General features: G+C 65.7%; 12 protein-coding genes and 1 pseudogene. 5 read left to right on the top strand and 8 right to left on the bottom strand.

The annotated features are described in order from the left end of the window. Nucleotides 1-24: 24 nt before the first annotated feature. Nucleotides 25-1,878: a translation elongation factor 4 gene (gene lepA, locus F8G81_RS13490; protein ID WP_267275238.1), complete on the bottom strand. Its 1,854-nt coding sequence runs from the start codon at nt 1,876-1,878 to the stop codon at nt 25-27. 176 nt (nt 1,879-2,054) lie between these two features. Here lepA and F8G81_RS13495 point away from each other — a divergent pair, with 176 nt between their 5' ends. Further along, the gene (locus F8G81_RS13495) at nt 2,055-2,660 is read left to right on the top strand and encodes a type II toxin-antitoxin system PemK/MazF family toxin (RefSeq protein ID WP_267275239.1); all 606 of its coding nucleotides are present in this window, start codon (nt 2,055-2,057) and stop codon (nt 2,658-2,660) included. Between the two features lie 167 nt (nt 2,661-2,827). Continuing rightward, nucleotides 2,828-3,088 (top strand): 30S ribosomal protein S20, encoded by a 261-nt coding sequence (gene rpsT / locus F8G81_RS13500; RefSeq protein ID WP_066291556.1) that lies wholly within the window; start codon nt 2,828-2,830, stop codon nt 3,086-3,088. Nucleotides 3,089-3,201: 113 nt separating this feature from the next. Here rpsT and F8G81_RS13505 read toward each other — a convergent pair whose 3' ends face one another. The 3 genes from F8G81_RS13505 to F8G81_RS13515 all read right to left on the bottom strand — a co-directional run bounded on the left by F8G81_RS13505 (nt 3,202) and on the right by F8G81_RS13515 (nt 5,305). Next, nucleotides 3,202-3,585 (bottom strand): DUF1304 family protein, encoded by a 384-nt coding sequence (locus F8G81_RS13505; RefSeq protein WP_267275240.1) that lies wholly within the window; start codon nt 3,583-3,585, stop codon nt 3,202-3,204. Nucleotides 3,586-3,677: 92 nt separating this feature from the next. Continuing rightward, the gene (holA, locus tag F8G81_RS13510) at nt 3,678-4,694 is read right to left on the bottom strand and encodes a DNA polymerase III subunit delta (protein ID WP_267275241.1); all 1,017 of its coding nucleotides are present in this window, start codon (nt 4,692-4,694) and stop codon (nt 3,678-3,680) included. 167 nt (nt 4,695-4,861) lie between these two features. Further along, the gene (locus F8G81_RS13515) at nt 4,862-5,305 is read right to left on the bottom strand and encodes a hypothetical protein (protein ID WP_267275242.1); all 444 of its coding nucleotides are present in this window, start codon (nt 5,303-5,305) and stop codon (nt 4,862-4,864) included. A gap of 289 nt (nt 5,306-5,594) precedes the next feature. Between F8G81_RS13515 and F8G81_RS13520 the strand changes: the two genes are divergently transcribed. From F8G81_RS13520 to F8G81_RS13525, 3 genes and pseudogenes are all read left to right on the top strand, one after another. After that, a complete protein-coding gene (locus F8G81_RS13520; RefSeq protein ID WP_267275243.1) occupies nt 5,595-6,755 on the top strand; it encodes a glycosyltransferase in 1,161 nt (386 codons plus the stop codon). A gap of 30 nt (nt 6,756-6,785) precedes the next feature. Beyond that, a pseudogene (locus tag F8G81_RS23595) lies at nt 6,786-6,860 on the top strand (ATP-binding protein); the annotation flags it as partial. 78 nt (nt 6,861-6,938) lie between these two features. Beyond that, nucleotides 6,939-8,066, top strand: a complete 1,128-nt coding sequence (locus F8G81_RS13525; protein WP_267275244.1) for an NAD(P)/FAD-dependent oxidoreductase — start codon at nt 6,939-6,941, stop codon at nt 8,064-8,066. A gap of 424 nt (nt 8,067-8,490) precedes the next feature. Here the strand turns inward: F8G81_RS13525 and F8G81_RS13530 are convergent, their stop codons facing one another. The 4 genes from F8G81_RS13530 to leuS form a co-directional block, all read right to left on the bottom strand. Continuing rightward, nucleotides 8,491-10,470, bottom strand: a complete 1,980-nt coding sequence (locus tag F8G81_RS13530) for a ComEC/Rec2 family competence protein (protein ID WP_267275245.1) — start codon at nt 10,468-10,470, stop codon at nt 8,491-8,493. A 24-nt stretch (nt 10,471-10,494) separates the two neighbouring features. After that, nucleotides 10,495-11,457: a ComEA family DNA-binding protein gene (locus F8G81_RS13535; RefSeq protein WP_267275246.1), complete on the bottom strand. Its 963-nt coding sequence runs from the start codon at nt 11,455-11,457 to the stop codon at nt 10,495-10,497. Nucleotides 11,458-11,542: 85 nt separating this feature from the next. Further along, nucleotides 11,543-12,547: a DegV family protein gene (locus tag F8G81_RS13540; protein ID WP_267275247.1), complete on the bottom strand. Its 1,005-nt coding sequence runs from the start codon at nt 12,545-12,547 to the stop codon at nt 11,543-11,545. Nucleotides 12,548-12,602: 55 nt separating this feature from the next. Continuing rightward, nucleotides 12,603-15,128: a leucine--tRNA ligase gene (gene leuS, locus F8G81_RS13545; protein ID WP_267279215.1), complete on the bottom strand. Its 2,526-nt coding sequence runs from the start codon at nt 15,126-15,128 to the stop codon at nt 12,603-12,605. Between the last annotated feature and the right edge of the window lie 71 nt (nt 15,129-15,199).

Below are 15,199 nucleotides of genomic sequence, written 5' to 3' on the forward strand. Positions count from 1 at the left end.
CGGTGTTTCCGGCCACGGGCATCACTACTTCTTGGCCTTGTCCTTGGACTCGTCTGTGGTCAGGGCGGCGATGAAGGCCTCCTGTGGCACTTCCACGCGGCCCACCATCTTCATGCGCTTCTTGCCTTCCTTCTGCTTTTCCAGCAGTTTGCGCTTACGGGAAATGTCACCGCCATAGCACTTGGCCAGGACGTCCTTGCGGATGGCCCGGATGCTTTCGCGGGCAATGATCCTGGACCCGATAGCCGCCTGGATGGGGACCTCAAACTGCTGCCGCGGGATGAGCTCACGCAGCTTGGTGGTCATCATGACGCCGTAGGCGTAGGCCTTGTCCCGGTGGGTGATGGCAGAGAAGGCATCCACCTGCTCGCCCTGGAGCATGATGTCCACCTTGACCAGGTCAGCCACCTGGTCGCCGTCGGCCTTCCAGTCCAGCGAACCGTAGCCGCGGGTCTTGGATTTAAGGATGTCGAAGAAGTCGAAGACGATTTCGGCCAGCGGCAGGCGGTACCGGATTTCCACCCTGTCCTCGGAGAGGTAATCCATGCCGCCCATCACGCCGCGCCGGCTCTGGCACAGCTCCATGATGGCGCCGACGAACTCGTTGGGCGCAAGGATGGTGGCCGAAACCATAGGTTCGCGGACCTCCGCCACTTTGCCCGTGGGGTATTCACTGGGGTTGGTGACGTGGACTACCTTCTTGTCCTCCAGGGTCACCTCGTATTCCACGTTGGGGGCCGTGGAAATCAGGTCCAGGTTATATTCACGTTCCAGGCGCTCACGCGTGATTTCCAGGTGCAGCAGGCCCAAGAAGCCCACCCGGAACCCGAAGCCCAGTGCCGCCGACGTCTCGGGCTCGTACACCAGCGCGGCGTCGTTGAGCATCAGCTTCTCCAGTGCATCGCGCAGCACAGGATAGTCAGTGCCGTCCAGCGGGTAGAGACCCGAGAAGACCATCGGCTTGGCGTCCGCGTAGCCGGCAAGCGAATCGGAGGCGGGCTTGGCCATGTTGGTAACGGTGTCGCCGACCTTGGACAGGCGGACGTCCTTTACCCCGGTGATGAGGTACCCCACTTCGCCGACGCCCAGGCCTTTAGAGGGGGTGGGCTCCGGGGAGCTCACACCGATTTCGAGGAGTTCGTGCGTGGCCCGGGTGGACATCATCTGGATCTTCTCGCGCGGGTGCAGCATGCCGTCCACCACCCGCACGTAAGTGACCACGCCGCGGTAGGTGTCATAAACGGAGTCGAAAATCATGGCGCGGGCAGGGGCGTTGGCATCGCCCTGCGGGGCCGGCAGGTCGCGGACGATCTTGTCCAGCAGCGCCTCAACGCCCATGCCGGTTTTCCCGGAAACGCGCAGAACGTCCTCCGGGTCGCCGCCGATCAGGCTGGCCAGTTCGGCCGCGTACTTCTCCGGCTGCGCTGCCGGGAGGTCGATCTTGTTCAGGACCGGGATGATCGTGAGGTTGTTTTCCATTGCCAGGTACAGGTTGGCGAGCGTCTGGGCCTCGATGCCCTGCGCCGCATCCACCAGGAGAATGGCTCCTTCGCACGCCGCGAGCGAGCGGGAGACCTCGTAGGTAAAGTCGACATGCCCGGGGGTGTCGATCATGTTCAGTGCGTAGCTCATGCCGTCGAGTTCCCAGGGCATGCGGACTGCCTGGGACTTGATGGTGATACCGCGTTCACGCTCAATATCCATACGGTCCAGATACTGCGCCTTCATGTCGCGGGACTGAACGACTCCGGTGTACTGCAGCATGCGGTCGGCCAGGGTGGACTTGCCGTGGTCAATGTGCGCGATGATGCAGAAATTCCGAATGATGGCCGGATCTGTCGCGGCGGGCACCGGGGCGGTGCGGGCCATGGGAGACACGCAGGGTCCTTACTGTTGGCATTCACGCGGCCGCCGCCAGGACGCAGCGTCTGCACCCTGCGGATGTACCGCATATTTGGAACCTCCAGTGTCCCACGTCGCGGCGCCCGGCACTGCATTCCGGGGTTAACTCATTGAGCCAAACACCGGAACCTGCCCCGGGATAGGGTTGCCCCATGCCAATAAACCTCCGCTCACTGGCCCAGGCCGTCCAGACCTCCCTTCGGATTCTTGACAGGTTCCGCGCCGGCGCCGCTGGCACGCCTGCCGACCCGGGAACCCGCAGGCAAGCGGCGGGGACGACTAAACCGCGGCGGCCGGCAGCACCGCGTTCCGCCTCCCGGCCGTCCGCGCCGCCGTCGCCTTCGTCCGCCGCGCAGGCCGCGTACGCCGGGGATTTCAGCGGCACGTCCACCGTCCGCTATGCGCCCCAAACGGATGGCGCCCCTGACCCCGGAGAAGTGGTGTGGGCGTGGGTTCCGTATGAGGAGGACCACAGCCGCGGGAAAGACCGCCCTGTTCTGCTGGTCGGCCATAACGGGCCGCACTTACTGGCGCTCATGCTGACCAGCAAAGATCATGACCAGCACCCTGCGGATGCCGACGACTACGTGGATGTGGGGACTGGAAGCTGGGACCGGCAGTCCCGGCCGAGCGAAGCGAACATCGGAAGGGTGCTGCAGCTGAATCCTGAGAGTATCCGCCGGGAGGGTGCCGTGCTGGACAGGGCGCGCTTCGACGTGGTTGCTTCAGGACTCCGCCGGCGACACGGCTGGAAGTAGGCGCCAAATGGCCACCGTCCCGGTGAACTGCTATTCTTTATAGCTGTGTGTCCGTGCAGGTCGACGGCCACTGATGGTTGGCCGCCATAGGTATCCCCACGCCGCTCAGTCAATGGCCAATCTGAAAGCCCTCTAGACCATTTCCGCATTAAAAAGAGAGTTCACACGTGGCTAATATCAAGTCCCAGAAGAAGCGCATCCTCACCAACGAGAAGGCTCGCCTGCGCAACAACGCAGTCAAGTCTGAGCTGAAGACGGCCATCCGCGCCGTCAACACCGCCGTTGAGTCCACCGACAAGGATGCAGCTGCTGTTGCCCTGGTTGCTGCCAGCCGCAAGCTGGACAAGGCTGTCAGCAAGGGTGTTCTGCACAAGAACAACGCAGCGAACCGCAAGTCTGCGATCTCCAAGAAGGTCAACGCACTGTAAGGTTTCCAGTTCACCTGAACTGATGGTTGTGGCCGGCACCCCTTGGGTGCCGGCCACACATCTTTAAGCAGCCTTCCTGAGGCGGTTCGTTTGGCGAACACCAAAGCACGGCTTCACCGGAAGAAAAAGTAAAAGAATAACGCCAGACCGGGAAAAAGTGCCTGTCCGATGGCGCTGGTGAGCAGGCGCTTCTCTGTGATCCACAGCCAGATGCCGAGGAAGACGTGGCTCGCACAGCAGAAAATCACTATTGCTGACCCGCCAGCTGCGTTCCCGGAGAAGTTCACCATCCACAGCCCTGAGGCGATGCCAAGACCAAACGCGATGTTGTAGGCGCCAACGTTCATCGCCCACATACGCACGGCCTGAACATTTTCAGGCTTGATCAAGAAGATGCGGTAAAGGCGGCGATCGCCATGAAACGATATCTCCAGAAGGCCGACGGCGATCAGTGCCAATGCCGTCGCTCCGGCAAAAATCTGGCTCAGTAGATTCATCCACACCCTCCCCAAGCCTAGACCGCATGCCCTGCAGCCTTTCCCGTGCAGGATACGCCGTTGCGTGAAGGGCGTTCAAGAGTTCTGCAGACTCAGCGCTGCCTTGCCGACATGGCGATCACGGTCACAGCGTGTTCGACGGCGTAGACGGGGTCCCGGGAGAGTCCTTTGACCTGTGCATCCGCCTCGGCCGTGGCCTGGATGGCACGGACCAATCCTTCAGGCGTCCAACGGCGAACGTCGCGTTGGGCCTGTTCCACCAGCCACGGCTGCATCCCCAGCTCCCTGGCGATCTGCGCGGAAGATCCCTGGGCGCCGGCCACCTTGGCGACTGTCCTGAGCTTTGCGGCCAGAGCCGCAACGAGCGGAACAGGATCAGCCCCCGTGGCCAGCGCGTGGCGGAGTGTGGAGAGCGCCGCCGGCCCGTTTCCGGCCATCGCGGCGTCGGCTACTTTGAATGCCGTGGCTTCAATCCGGCCTCCGTAATAGCGGTCCACCATGTCCGTGGTGACAGCCGCGGTGGCATCAGCGATCAGCTGGCTGCACGCCGCCGCCAGCTCGGAAAGATTGGCACCCACGGCGTTAACAAGTGCCTGGACCGCGTCAGCCTCAATCCGGCGGCCGGCCGCCCGGAACTCAGCAGTCACGAACGCCGCCTTGTCTGCATCCTTTTTCAGTGGCTGGCAATCCACCACCGGCCAGCCCGCGGCTTTGACGGCATCCAATAGCTTCTTGCCCCGTACCCCGCCGGCATGCCTGAGGACCAGTACGGCATCCGGTTCGGGATGGGCCAGGTATGCCAAGGCATCGGACAGAAAGGCTTCATTCATGGATTCGACGCCTTCAACTTCAATCAGCTTGCTCTCGCCGAACAAGGAGGGACTGACGTTCATGGCCAGACTTCCGGCCTCGTAACTGCCCGCGTTCATCCGTGTCACCTCGACGTCAGGAGAGGCTGTCCGCACCTGGGACCGCACTTGGTCCATTGCGCGAATCCCGAGGTACTCTTCCGGACCGCCCACGAGCACCACCGCGGCCGGGGCCACGTCCCGCCACGTGGCCGTGTTGGACGCCGCCGTGCGGGTTCGGGCAGTTGGCGCAGCGGCCATGGTGGATTCCTCCTGGAAACGTTGGTGCGGTATCTAAGCCTGCCACGGCGGACCCCTGGCACCAAGCGGCCGCTGTGCCCGGCTGGGCCCCTAACGGCTCTGTTCCAGGCAGGCCCTAGACGCCGTGTTTCGCCCCATCCGGTTCCGGAAGCGCCTTCGCGGGATACTCAGACTTGGACGATGGCAAGCCGGAAATGATTTTCCGGGCTGTAGTTCCAGGCGAAGCCCAGATTTTCCCACTCAGCGTCGGTGGGTTCTGCCGTGGAGGTGGTGAGCTTCATCATCGACGTGATGTCTTTCGGGACCTCCAGGGCGCCCAGCACGCATTGAACATCGGTCATCGCTGCTCCGGAGGTTTCCCGGGGACCCTTGGTGTCGATGGAAAGCTTTGTCCTGTCCGCGGTCAGCTCTACTCCGTCGGCGCCGTCAAGTCCGCATCCCGATACGGCGTCGGCAAGGTTGGCGCCAGCAGGTGCAGGCGCGGCGGAGGACGAGGTTTCGGTTGTGGGGTCGGGCGCCGGAGTTGGTGCGGCAATGGAACATCCGCTGACGATGAGTGCGGCGGCAACGGCTGTTGCCGCCGTGAACGAATACATAACAGGGAGACGCATGTGGAGCCTTTCAAAGGTTGGCCTGGTGGCCGGTTCGCGGGAGGTCCTGGCAGGCCAGAATCGGGGCGACCGGCGGAATAAGTGCGCCCGGCCAATGTCACCGGTCAGGACATGCCCCGGCTCCCAGAATTTTGCCACCCCCAGATGAAAGTACAGCGTTTGGACTATCGCCGCGTCAAGTCGCGAACCTGTGCCGGGCAGTCAAGGGGAAGAAGTTCCTGTCAGCCCGGGGTGGACGCGGTGATAATGGGTTCATGAGCCTGAGAATGCTGATCGTGCCCATCCCGTCATGACCGACCATCAGCGATCTCGTCACGGGCCGCTGGACGTACTGTTCCTCAGCGGTGACATTGGGGGGAACCTCCCGCCAACTTTCGCGATCGCCGGAGAGCTCGCGCGTCGCGGCCATCACGTCACCATTGTCGGCGTGCGTGCCCGCCCCCAGCACTCCGCTCCCGCAGATGTGACGACGGTGGAGTTGCCCGCCTTGGCTCAGATGGACGTCACGCTGCCTACAGGGAAGTTCGGCCATGGGCCTGCGCTGATGCGGATGGCGCTCGGGCGAAGGACGACCCGGGAGGTGCGCTTCCTGCTTACCAGCCAACGTGCCGACGTCATCGTCGTCGACGGCGTCATGCTCACTTCGCTGCGGGAAGCCCTCAACACCGGGACCCCGACCGTTGTGCTGTTCCATTCGCTCGGGAAGTTCTGGGAGCAGGGCATGGGCAACCCTGCCCTGAACGCGCTGCTCCGGCCGTTTGGGCTTGGCCCCATGGCTCTCCTTGAGCGGTGCGCCGCGCGACTCCTGCCCACCGACCGGGACATAGATCCAGCCGGGAGAGGAAGCTGCCGGATCGCGTTCGACTGGATCGGCACAACCGAGCAGGCAAGTCCCCCCGCCCCACGCGCCCCCGGGAGCCCGCCGCTCGTCCTGGTCAGCCTCAGCACCGCCTGGCAGAAGAACCAGGACGACGTGTACCAGAGGATCATCACCGCCCTGGGCCAACGTGCAAATGGCAGATCAGCAGTGCGGGCAATAGTGACCACCGGCGGAGTGCCTGTACAAATCGATCAGACGACACTTCCAGCCAATGTGGAGCTCCGCGGGCGCATCCCCCACGCGCAGATCATGCCCCACGCCGACCTCGTTATCGGCCACGGTGGACACTCGACGACCCTCAAAGCCCTCGCCCACGGCATCCCCCTGCTGGTGCTGCCGTTGAACTCTTCATCCGACCAACCTCTGATCGGCCACACCATCGAACGCAACAGGCTCGGCCGCGCCCTCCCCGCAAATTCGCTCCCGGAAACCATCGCCAAAACCATCAACGACATTCTCACCGACCACGCGATCATCGCTGCAACCGCACGCACGGGCGAACGCCTCCGTGCCCAAAACGGAGCGCGGAATGGAGCCGACCGCATCGAAATGATCGGGCACGGTCCCTGAAATCAGCAGCAAGGGCTTGAACTTGCAGCCACCCGCGGCAACTTCCGACTCCTCGAGCGACTAATCCCGCAGATCGAACGCGTTCTGAAGATCAGGGACCTCAACGCCGCAGAGTATCGAGCCCCGACGGGCATCATCCATCGGGCATGGACGCCAGACCGTCCAAGGCGCAAGATGAGGTGCATGACAACAACCGTCATGATCCTCGGCGCCGGCTTCGGAGGGTTGGAACTCGCGAGCACACTGTCGGAGCGCCTTGCCGGCGAGGTCGACGTCACCCTCTTTGACCAGCACGACGCGTTCGTGTTTGGCTTCTCCAAGCTGGAGGTCCTCTTCGGGCAGCAGAACGCGGAACAAGTGCGGATCCCGTACCGCGAGATCAGCACTCCGGGTGTGGAATTCCGCCAGGAGCGGGTGCTCGCGATCGACCCGGGGACGCGGCACGTCGTCACCGATGCTGCGGTTTACGATCCCGACATCATCGTCGTCGCCCTCGGTGCCGACTACGATATCCCCGCGACACCCGGCTTCGCCGACGGAGGGTTCGAGTACTACACGGTCGCAGGCGCCGAGCGGCTGCGCGACGAACTGGCGGCATTCCGCGGCGGCCGGGTGATGCTGGCCGTGCTCTCCATCCCGTTCAAGTGCCCGCCGGCTCCATACGAGGCGATCCTGCTGCTCCACGACCGGCTCGTCGCACGCGGCATACGCGAGGGCAGCGACCTTCACATTGTCAGTCCGCAGCCTTCGCCCATCCCGGTCTCGCCCCAGACATCGGCCGCGCTGGAACGCGCGATGGCCGAGCGTGGGATCGCGTACACGAAACGCCACCGGATCCACGGGATCGACCCCGACGCGCAGGTCGCGCAATTCAAGGACCACGACGAGCCGTACGACTTGTTCATCGGCATCCCGACCCACAAGGTGCCCGACGTGCTCGTCGAGGCGGGCCTGACGCAGGACGGCTGGGTCGCGGTCGACCGCGTGACGCTGCAGACGCCGTACGCCGGGGTGTACGCGATCGGCGACTGCGCCGAGACCGGGATCCCAAAGGCCGGCACCTTCGCCGAGAGCGCGGCCCACGTCGTCGCGGACGGCATCGTTCGCAGCATCCGAGGCGCCGGCGGACTTGCATCCGGGGGCACCGGGCTCTGCTATCTGGAGTTCGGCCACGGCGACGTCGGTCGCGTCGACGTCGACTTCCACGCTGACGGCGGGCCGACCGCGCCGCTCCTGGGGCCGTCGCCGGCGTACGCCGCTGAGAAGGCGGAGTTCGGCGCGGTGCGACGCGCCCGCTGGTTCGGGGCCTGACGTGCCTCGCACGTTCGGGCCCCGGGCGTTCGGGTGTCGCAGGACCGGGTGGCAGAGCCGGGGCGGCCAGCGTGGAGGCATGCCCGGCCCCCGTCGCACCCGCGCCCCGGGCGTCGTGCGGCGGCGGACACTCGGCGTGTTCCGGCTGTTAGTCACGGCCCTCGAGATTCGTCGCGATCGTCGGGAACCTCGAGTACGTGCTCGGGTTCCGGTTTCTTCGCGCCGGTGGCTGGCAAGCGCAGCTTCGAGGTCGGTCTCATCAACCATCCACTGCTGTCCCTGCTTGACTGACATGACGAGGAGATTGTTGAACGAGACGGTACCACTGCGGTCCGCAGATTGCCGGTACCAGTCGTAGGCATTCTGCACGCTCCTCACTTGTGGCCGTCTCCTTGGTGCGGGACCGGTAAGGCATGCCCATGAGTCATTTTGGGCTGCATGCAGCACCACTCCGACCGGGGCTACATCCCGTCACATGGCAGTGTGGTGCTGGACCGGCGCGAGGGCTCGGGGCCGCAAGTCGCTTTACAACCCCATAATGGCGGCTACGGTGGCCACGGCTCTCAATCAGCTCAAGCAAGTGCTCCGTGCGGCCATGGAGCACCCTCACCATCTGCAGCACGTGCCGGGGCCGGACGACCATCCACACGACGCCCACACTAAGCGCGGACAGCAACACCATCGTCAGAAGCCCAAAGACTCCCTCGGGCCACGCCAGCGAGGCCCCGGGCAGGGCAGCAGTGAACCTGGCGGTCCACGCGACGCCGGCACCGAAGGTGCCGGCGACCGCGATCAGCACCGTGGCCGCCCAAGGGGCCAGGACCACGAGCGGCACCGCTGCCGTACCCAGCAGCGTTACGGGCGCCACCAATGGCGAGGCCAGCACATTCGCCAGCAGGGAGTACGTGGAGAATTGGGGCTGAAGGAGCACGATCACCGGACCGCACAGTAGCTGCGCGGACAGCGGCACCGCGACGGCGGCCGCCACCCATCGTGGAATGACCGCCGGCGTCCAGTCCACCATGCGCTGCCCGAGGACAATGATGCCCAGCGTGGCCAGCACCGACAGCAGGAACCCGAAGCTGGTACCCAGCCCCGGATCAAACAGGAGAAGGCCGATGACGGCCAGGCAAAGGAAACTCAGGCCACGGCCGGAGCGCCCGCCTGCCAAGGATGCCAGGGCGATCGAGCCCATCAGCGCTGCACGCAGGACACTGGCATCAGGACCCACCATCACTACAAACAGGGCAAGCCCGGACAGGGCAAGAGCCGCCGCGGGAAGCCGCGGCAGCCGCAGGCTCCTGGCCGCCAACAGGAGGGCACCCAGCACCAGGCTGCAGTTGGCACCGCTGACCGCGGTCAGATGAGTCATCCCCACGGTTTTCATGGCGGCATTCAGCCCCTCATCCAGGGCACTGGTGTCTCCTGTGACCATGCCGGGCAGGAGTCCGCGGGCATCGGCCGACAGGAAGGAGGACGCTGAAACATAGCGGCTGCGCAGGTCCTTGGCACCTTCCTGCCAGCCAGGACCAGCGGAGAGGGCCGCGGGAGCCGAGGACGCAGCGAGCATCCCGGCCTCGGGCTGGCCCGCGTCGGCGGCCTTCAGCTTGCCGGTAGTCCTGACGACCTGGCCGGGTACCAGGCTTCCCCAGGCGTCCCCGCCCATGGCAACAAGCTCCGCCCGGGTGCGGATCACGTGGCCGCCGGTGGTGATTTCAACAGTCATGGCCGGCACGCTCCACCGGCCCAGCAACCCGGAGGAACCGTCCGGGACAAGGGCACGTGGGGAGCCGGACACTTCGAGGACGGCAACCGCCGAGCTGCCGGCCGCTATGGCGTCAGCAAGGGCTCCGTTGTTGCGTTGGGATGATGCGACGGCTGAATGAGCGGCGGCGGCGGCGCAAAGTACCAGGGCGATTGAGGTGGTCAGCAGAAAGCTCCGCGGGACGAGCGGGACGACTGAAGGCCGCCGGTGGCCGGCAAAGATCCGGACTGGCCAAGCTGCACCACCGCCCCGGTCAGCGCTGGCTGCGGCCCTCCCCCGGGCCGCCGCTGCGAACAGCAGGCCGCCCACGCACACGAGGACCCCGCACAGGATCATCAGCGCCTCCGGTGACAGCCAGGCGCCAGCGAGGGCCGCACACCAGACCAGCAGCGCAGGAAGCCCAAGCCTCACGTCCGTGCGGCGCCGTGGCGCCTCAGCCGCTGCCTCGCGGCGATCCCGGCCGCGCAGCTTTCCACGTAAACGTTCGTCCAGCCCAGCGGGCACGGAAATCGCGGCCCGATGCCGCCGGGAAGCCGGGGACTCCGTAGCTTGCCGGCCCGGAGATTCCGCTGTTCCAGGAGTATCCCGGACCCGCACGGCCGATTCGATGTACCGGCTCCACGGGCTTCGGCTAGCCACCGGCCGTTCCTTCACCGGCGCGCACTAGACGCTCACGAGGGGAAGCAGTGTTTCGAGCATCTTGGGCCCCACGCCGTCCACGGCATCGAGTTCCTCAACGGTTTTGAATGGTCCATGCTCCTTCCGCCAGTCCACGATGCGCTGGGCCAGGACCGGTCCCACCTTGGGCAGCGCATCGAGTTCTTCGATGCCGGCGGTGTTCAGGTTCGTTGTGCCACCGGGTCCGGAGGCAGCCCCGCCGCTGCCAGCACCGCCTGCCGACGGCCCCGCGGCGATGCCGGAGGAATCAGAAGGCAGGGGTTCGCCGGGCAGCGGAACATAGACCTTCTGCCCGTCCGCCAGAAGCGCAGCCAGGTTGAGCCGATTCAGGTCAGCGGCTGAGGTACCGCCGCCCGCCGCCGCAAGCGCCTCGTGTACCCGGCTCCCAGAAGGCAACTGCACCACCCCTGGGCTGGCGACGGCCCCAGCGACATGGACAATGAGGATCCCGGCTGAGGGATCCCCGGCGCCTGGACCGGCAGGCACATCACCCTCGGGCGGCTTATCCGTCGTCCCGCCCGGGGCGCCCGGTGGACTCCCGGCAGCGCTGACGTCACTGAGTGGAATCACGTGGGGCTCTCCCTGGGAGACCTGCCACCAGAACCAGGCGCCGGCCAGTACTGCGGCGATGCAGATGAGCAGAGCCACGCGGGCTCCGAGCCGCCACCTGAGGGCGGGACCCCTTTGGGCCGTGCCCGCTGACCCGGAGGGGCCCGCCCCGGCCACGCTCCCTGCCCTTGCATCCCGCGGCGGATGGCGCCCGGAGCCGGAGCCATGGACGCCGGTTTCCTGCGCAGGAAGGTCCGCTCCGCCGTCGTACTCAAAGATTTCCTGGCCACCGTCTGTCAGGAGCAGCCCGCGGGGCCGGCTGCCCAGGGTGGACTGCAGCCGGTCCCTGGCGTGGCGCGCCCCCTGACCCGCTGTTGTTCCAGCATCCCGGCGTGACATAGGCCCCACGCTAGGGAACCGGACGCGCCGGCAACAGGCCAGGCTGACGCTATGTGGACAGCGGGAACGAGGTGGAAAGCGGGAACTACGGGGAAAGCCCGGGCAGGTCTTCAGGCTGGGCCAGCGGGCCAGTCTCCCCCACGATCACCGCAAGGACCCCCAGCCCCGCGTGCGCCGCGAGAACTGCCGGCAGTGAACTGATCTGTGCGGGCGGGATGTTGGGCAGCGCGGCGGCCAGCCTGGCAGCCAGCCCTTCTGCTTCCGCCGGATTGCCGAAGTGATGGACGGCGAGGCGCACCTGGCCGTCGGGGCGGGAAGCAGCATCGGCCGCCGCTATCTCCTCGAGCCGGGCGACGGCCCTGGCCGCTGAACGGACCTTTTCCAATGGCACGATTTTTCCGTCTTCGACGGCGAGAATGGGCTTGATGGCAAGCATGGTTCCCAGGAGGGACGCCGCCGCCCCGATCCTTCCGCCGCGGCGCAGCTGCTCAAGGCTGGGAACATAGAAATACACCTTGGTCCGTGCCAGCTGCTCCTCCGCCAGCGCCCTGACTGCCGCGGCATCCTGCCCCTCGGCAGCGGCGAGCACTGCGGCCTGCACGCCCATGCCCTGGGCCATCCCCACTGTGCCGGAATCAATAACCTCCACGGGGATTCCAACCCTGCCCGCGGCCAGCCTGGCCGCGTCAGCGGTCCCGGACAACCCGCCCGAGATATGGAGTGAGACGACAGCCTGGTAACCCCGGCGTTCAGCGGCCACGAACGCCTGCTCAAATTGCCCCGGAGACGGGCGGGAGGTCTTGACCGACTTGCCTGTGGCCAGCGCCAGCGAGATGGTTTCGGTGATGTCGTCCTCGCCCTCACCATAGATTTCCTCGCCCACCATCACGGGCATGGGGATCACGGTGAGCCGCCCGTCGCCGGAGAAGGCCGCTACCCATTCTGCGGGAAGCGCCGCTGCCGAATCGGTGACCACAGCAGTACCGCCGCCGGGGGACGGCGCGGCGTCAGTCTCTGGCCGGGGTACGGGACGAAGGGCCCCGAGGCGGGCGCGGAGCCAGGTCCAGGCGGCGGCATCACGGTCTGGCAAGGGTGCCTCCTGGAGTCATGGCCGGCCGCCGGACGGATCCGGCGGCCGGGACCGGCTAGGCCGGGACGATGTTCACCAGTTTAGGGGCGCGCACGATCACGGTGCGGATGCCGCGGCCGTCAAGTGCCCGCTGGACGTTTTCCGAGCCCAGCGCCAGCTCGCGCAGCCGCTCCTCAGTGATGTCCGGGGACACCTCCAGGCGGTCCCTGACTTTCCCCTGCACCTGGACGACGGCGGTGACCGTGTCCTGTACCAGCAACGATTCGTCGTGGGAAGGCCAGCCGGCGTTAGCCACAGAGGCCGGGTGGCCCAGGGCGTTCCACATGTCCTCTGCCGTGTAAGGGGCGAAGAGGCTCAGGATGACCGCGACTGCTTCAGCTGCCTCACGAACGGCAGGATCTGTTGCCCCGGCACCGGAATCGATCGCCTTTCGGGTGGCGTTAACCAGCTCCATCAGCTTGGCCACCACAACGTTGAACTTGTTGTTGTCCAGCAGATCGGCTGCATCGGCAATGACGCGGTGGGTCACGGACCTCAAGGCCCGGTCACCGGCTGTAACGTCCACGCCCGGATCGCTGGCCACGTCCTGCGCCAGGCGCCAGGCGCGGGCCAGGAACTTCGCAGAACCCGACGGCGAAACGTCCGCCCAGTCCACGTCGTCTTCGGGCGGGGAAGCGAAGATCATGGTCAGGCGCACGGCATCCACGCCGTACTTGTCCAGCTGCTCGCCGAGGTCCACGCCGTTCCCCAGGGACTTGCTCATGGCCTTGCCGCCGTTGAGGACCTGCCCTTGGTTGAGCAGCGCACTGAACGGCTCATCGGCGTCGATCATGCCAAGGTCGTGGATGACTTTGGTGAAGAACCGTGCGTAGAGCAGGTGCAGGATGGCGTGCTCCACGCCGCCCACGTACTGCCCCACAGGCATCCAGTCATTGATCTTCGCGGGATCAAAGGGTCCTTCGGTGTAGTCCGGCGAAACAAAGCGCAGGAAGTACCAGGAGGAGTCAACGAACGTGTCCATGGTGTCCGTGTCGCGCTTGGCTGGACCATGGCAATTGGGGCAGTCCACATTGACCCAGGCTTCGGCCGCGGCCAGAGGAGAGGTGCCCTTCGGGGAAAGGTCCTCGCCGCGCAGGTTGTCGGGCAGGGTGACGGGCAGCTGTTCGTCCGGCACCGGGACTTCCCCGCACTCTGCGCAGTGGATGATGGGGATGGGCGTGCCCCAGAACCGCTGGCGGCTGAGCAGCCAGTCGCGGAGGCGGAAGTTGACAAACTTTTCGCCCGTGCCCTGCTTTTCCAGGATGTCAATGGCGGCGGGGATGGCCTCAGCCTTCGGCAGGCCGTCAAGGGCGCCGGAGTTGATCAGGGTTCCTTCCCCGGCGGTCGCCTTGCCGGAGACGGCGGGGTCTTCCTCGCCGGTGTCCAGGACAGCCCGGACCGGAAGGCCGAACGTCCTGGCGAAGTCGAGGTCCCGCTGGTCATGGGCCGGGACTGCCATGATGGCACCCGTGCCGTAATCGGCCAGGACGTAGTCGGCAGCCCAGACCTGCAGCTTCTCGCCGTTGAGCGGGTTGATGGCGTAGCGGCCGGTGAAGACGCCTGTCTTCTCCCGCTCGGTGGACTGGCGTTCAATCTCGGTGAGCGCCTTGACCTGCTCGCGGTACGCCTCCAGGGCGGCTGAGTGCTCCTCCGTGACCAGCTCGACGGCGAGCGGAGCGTCCGCGGCAACCACAAAGAAGGTGGCACCGTACAGGGTGTCCGGGCGTGTTGTGAAGACGGTGACGTCCTTGGCGGGCTTGCCACCGTCGGCCTCGATGACAAAGGTGACGTGGGCGCCTTCGGACCGGCCGATCCAGTTTTTCTGCATGGCCAGCACACGCTCGGGCCAGTGGCCGCGGAGCTCGTCCATGTCATCCAGGAGGCGGTCGGCATAGTCGGTGATCTTGAAGTACCACTGGTTCAGGGACTTCTTGGTGACTGGCGTTCCGCAGCGTTCGCAGGCGCCGTTGACCACCTGTTCGTTGGCCAGCACGGTCTGGTCCTTGGGGCACCAGTTGACCGGAGAGTCCTTGCGGTAGGCCAGCCCGCGCTCGTAAAAGCGCTTGAACAGCCACTGCGTCCAGCGGTAGTACCCGGGATCGGACGTGTGCAGCCGTCGGGACCAGTCAGCGGAGATGGCGTACCGCTTGAAGGACGCCGCCTGCGTTTCAATGTTGGCGTAGGTCCACTCGCTGGGGTGCGCATTGCGCTTGATGGCCGCGTTCTCGGCCGGGAGGCCGAAGGAGTCCCAGCCGATGGGGTGCAGCACGTCATAACCCTGTTGGCGCAGGTAGCGGGCAACCACATCACCCATGGCGAAGGCCTCGGCGTGGCCCATGTGAAGGTCACCTGAGGGGTAGGGGAACATGTCCAGCACATAGCGGCGCTCCCGTGAACCGTCGTCGACGGGCGTGAAGACCTTGAGGTCCTCCCACACCTGCGGCCATTTGGCCTCCATGGCGGCAAAGCTGTAGGCACCCTCGTCGGGTCCTTCCGCCGTCACTGCTGCTGTTCCGGTCTCTGTTTCCGGCTGAACGCCCACTGCTGCCCTCTTCTGTTCTGTCACGGCATCGGTGCTGCCATAACTGTCTGATCCTCCTGCCGCCGGCCCGG

Source organism: Arthrobacter sp. CDRTa11 (assembly GCF_026427775.1).
In the GTDB taxonomy this organism is placed as follows: domain Bacteria; phylum Actinomycetota; class Actinomycetes; order Actinomycetales; family Micrococcaceae; genus Arthrobacter.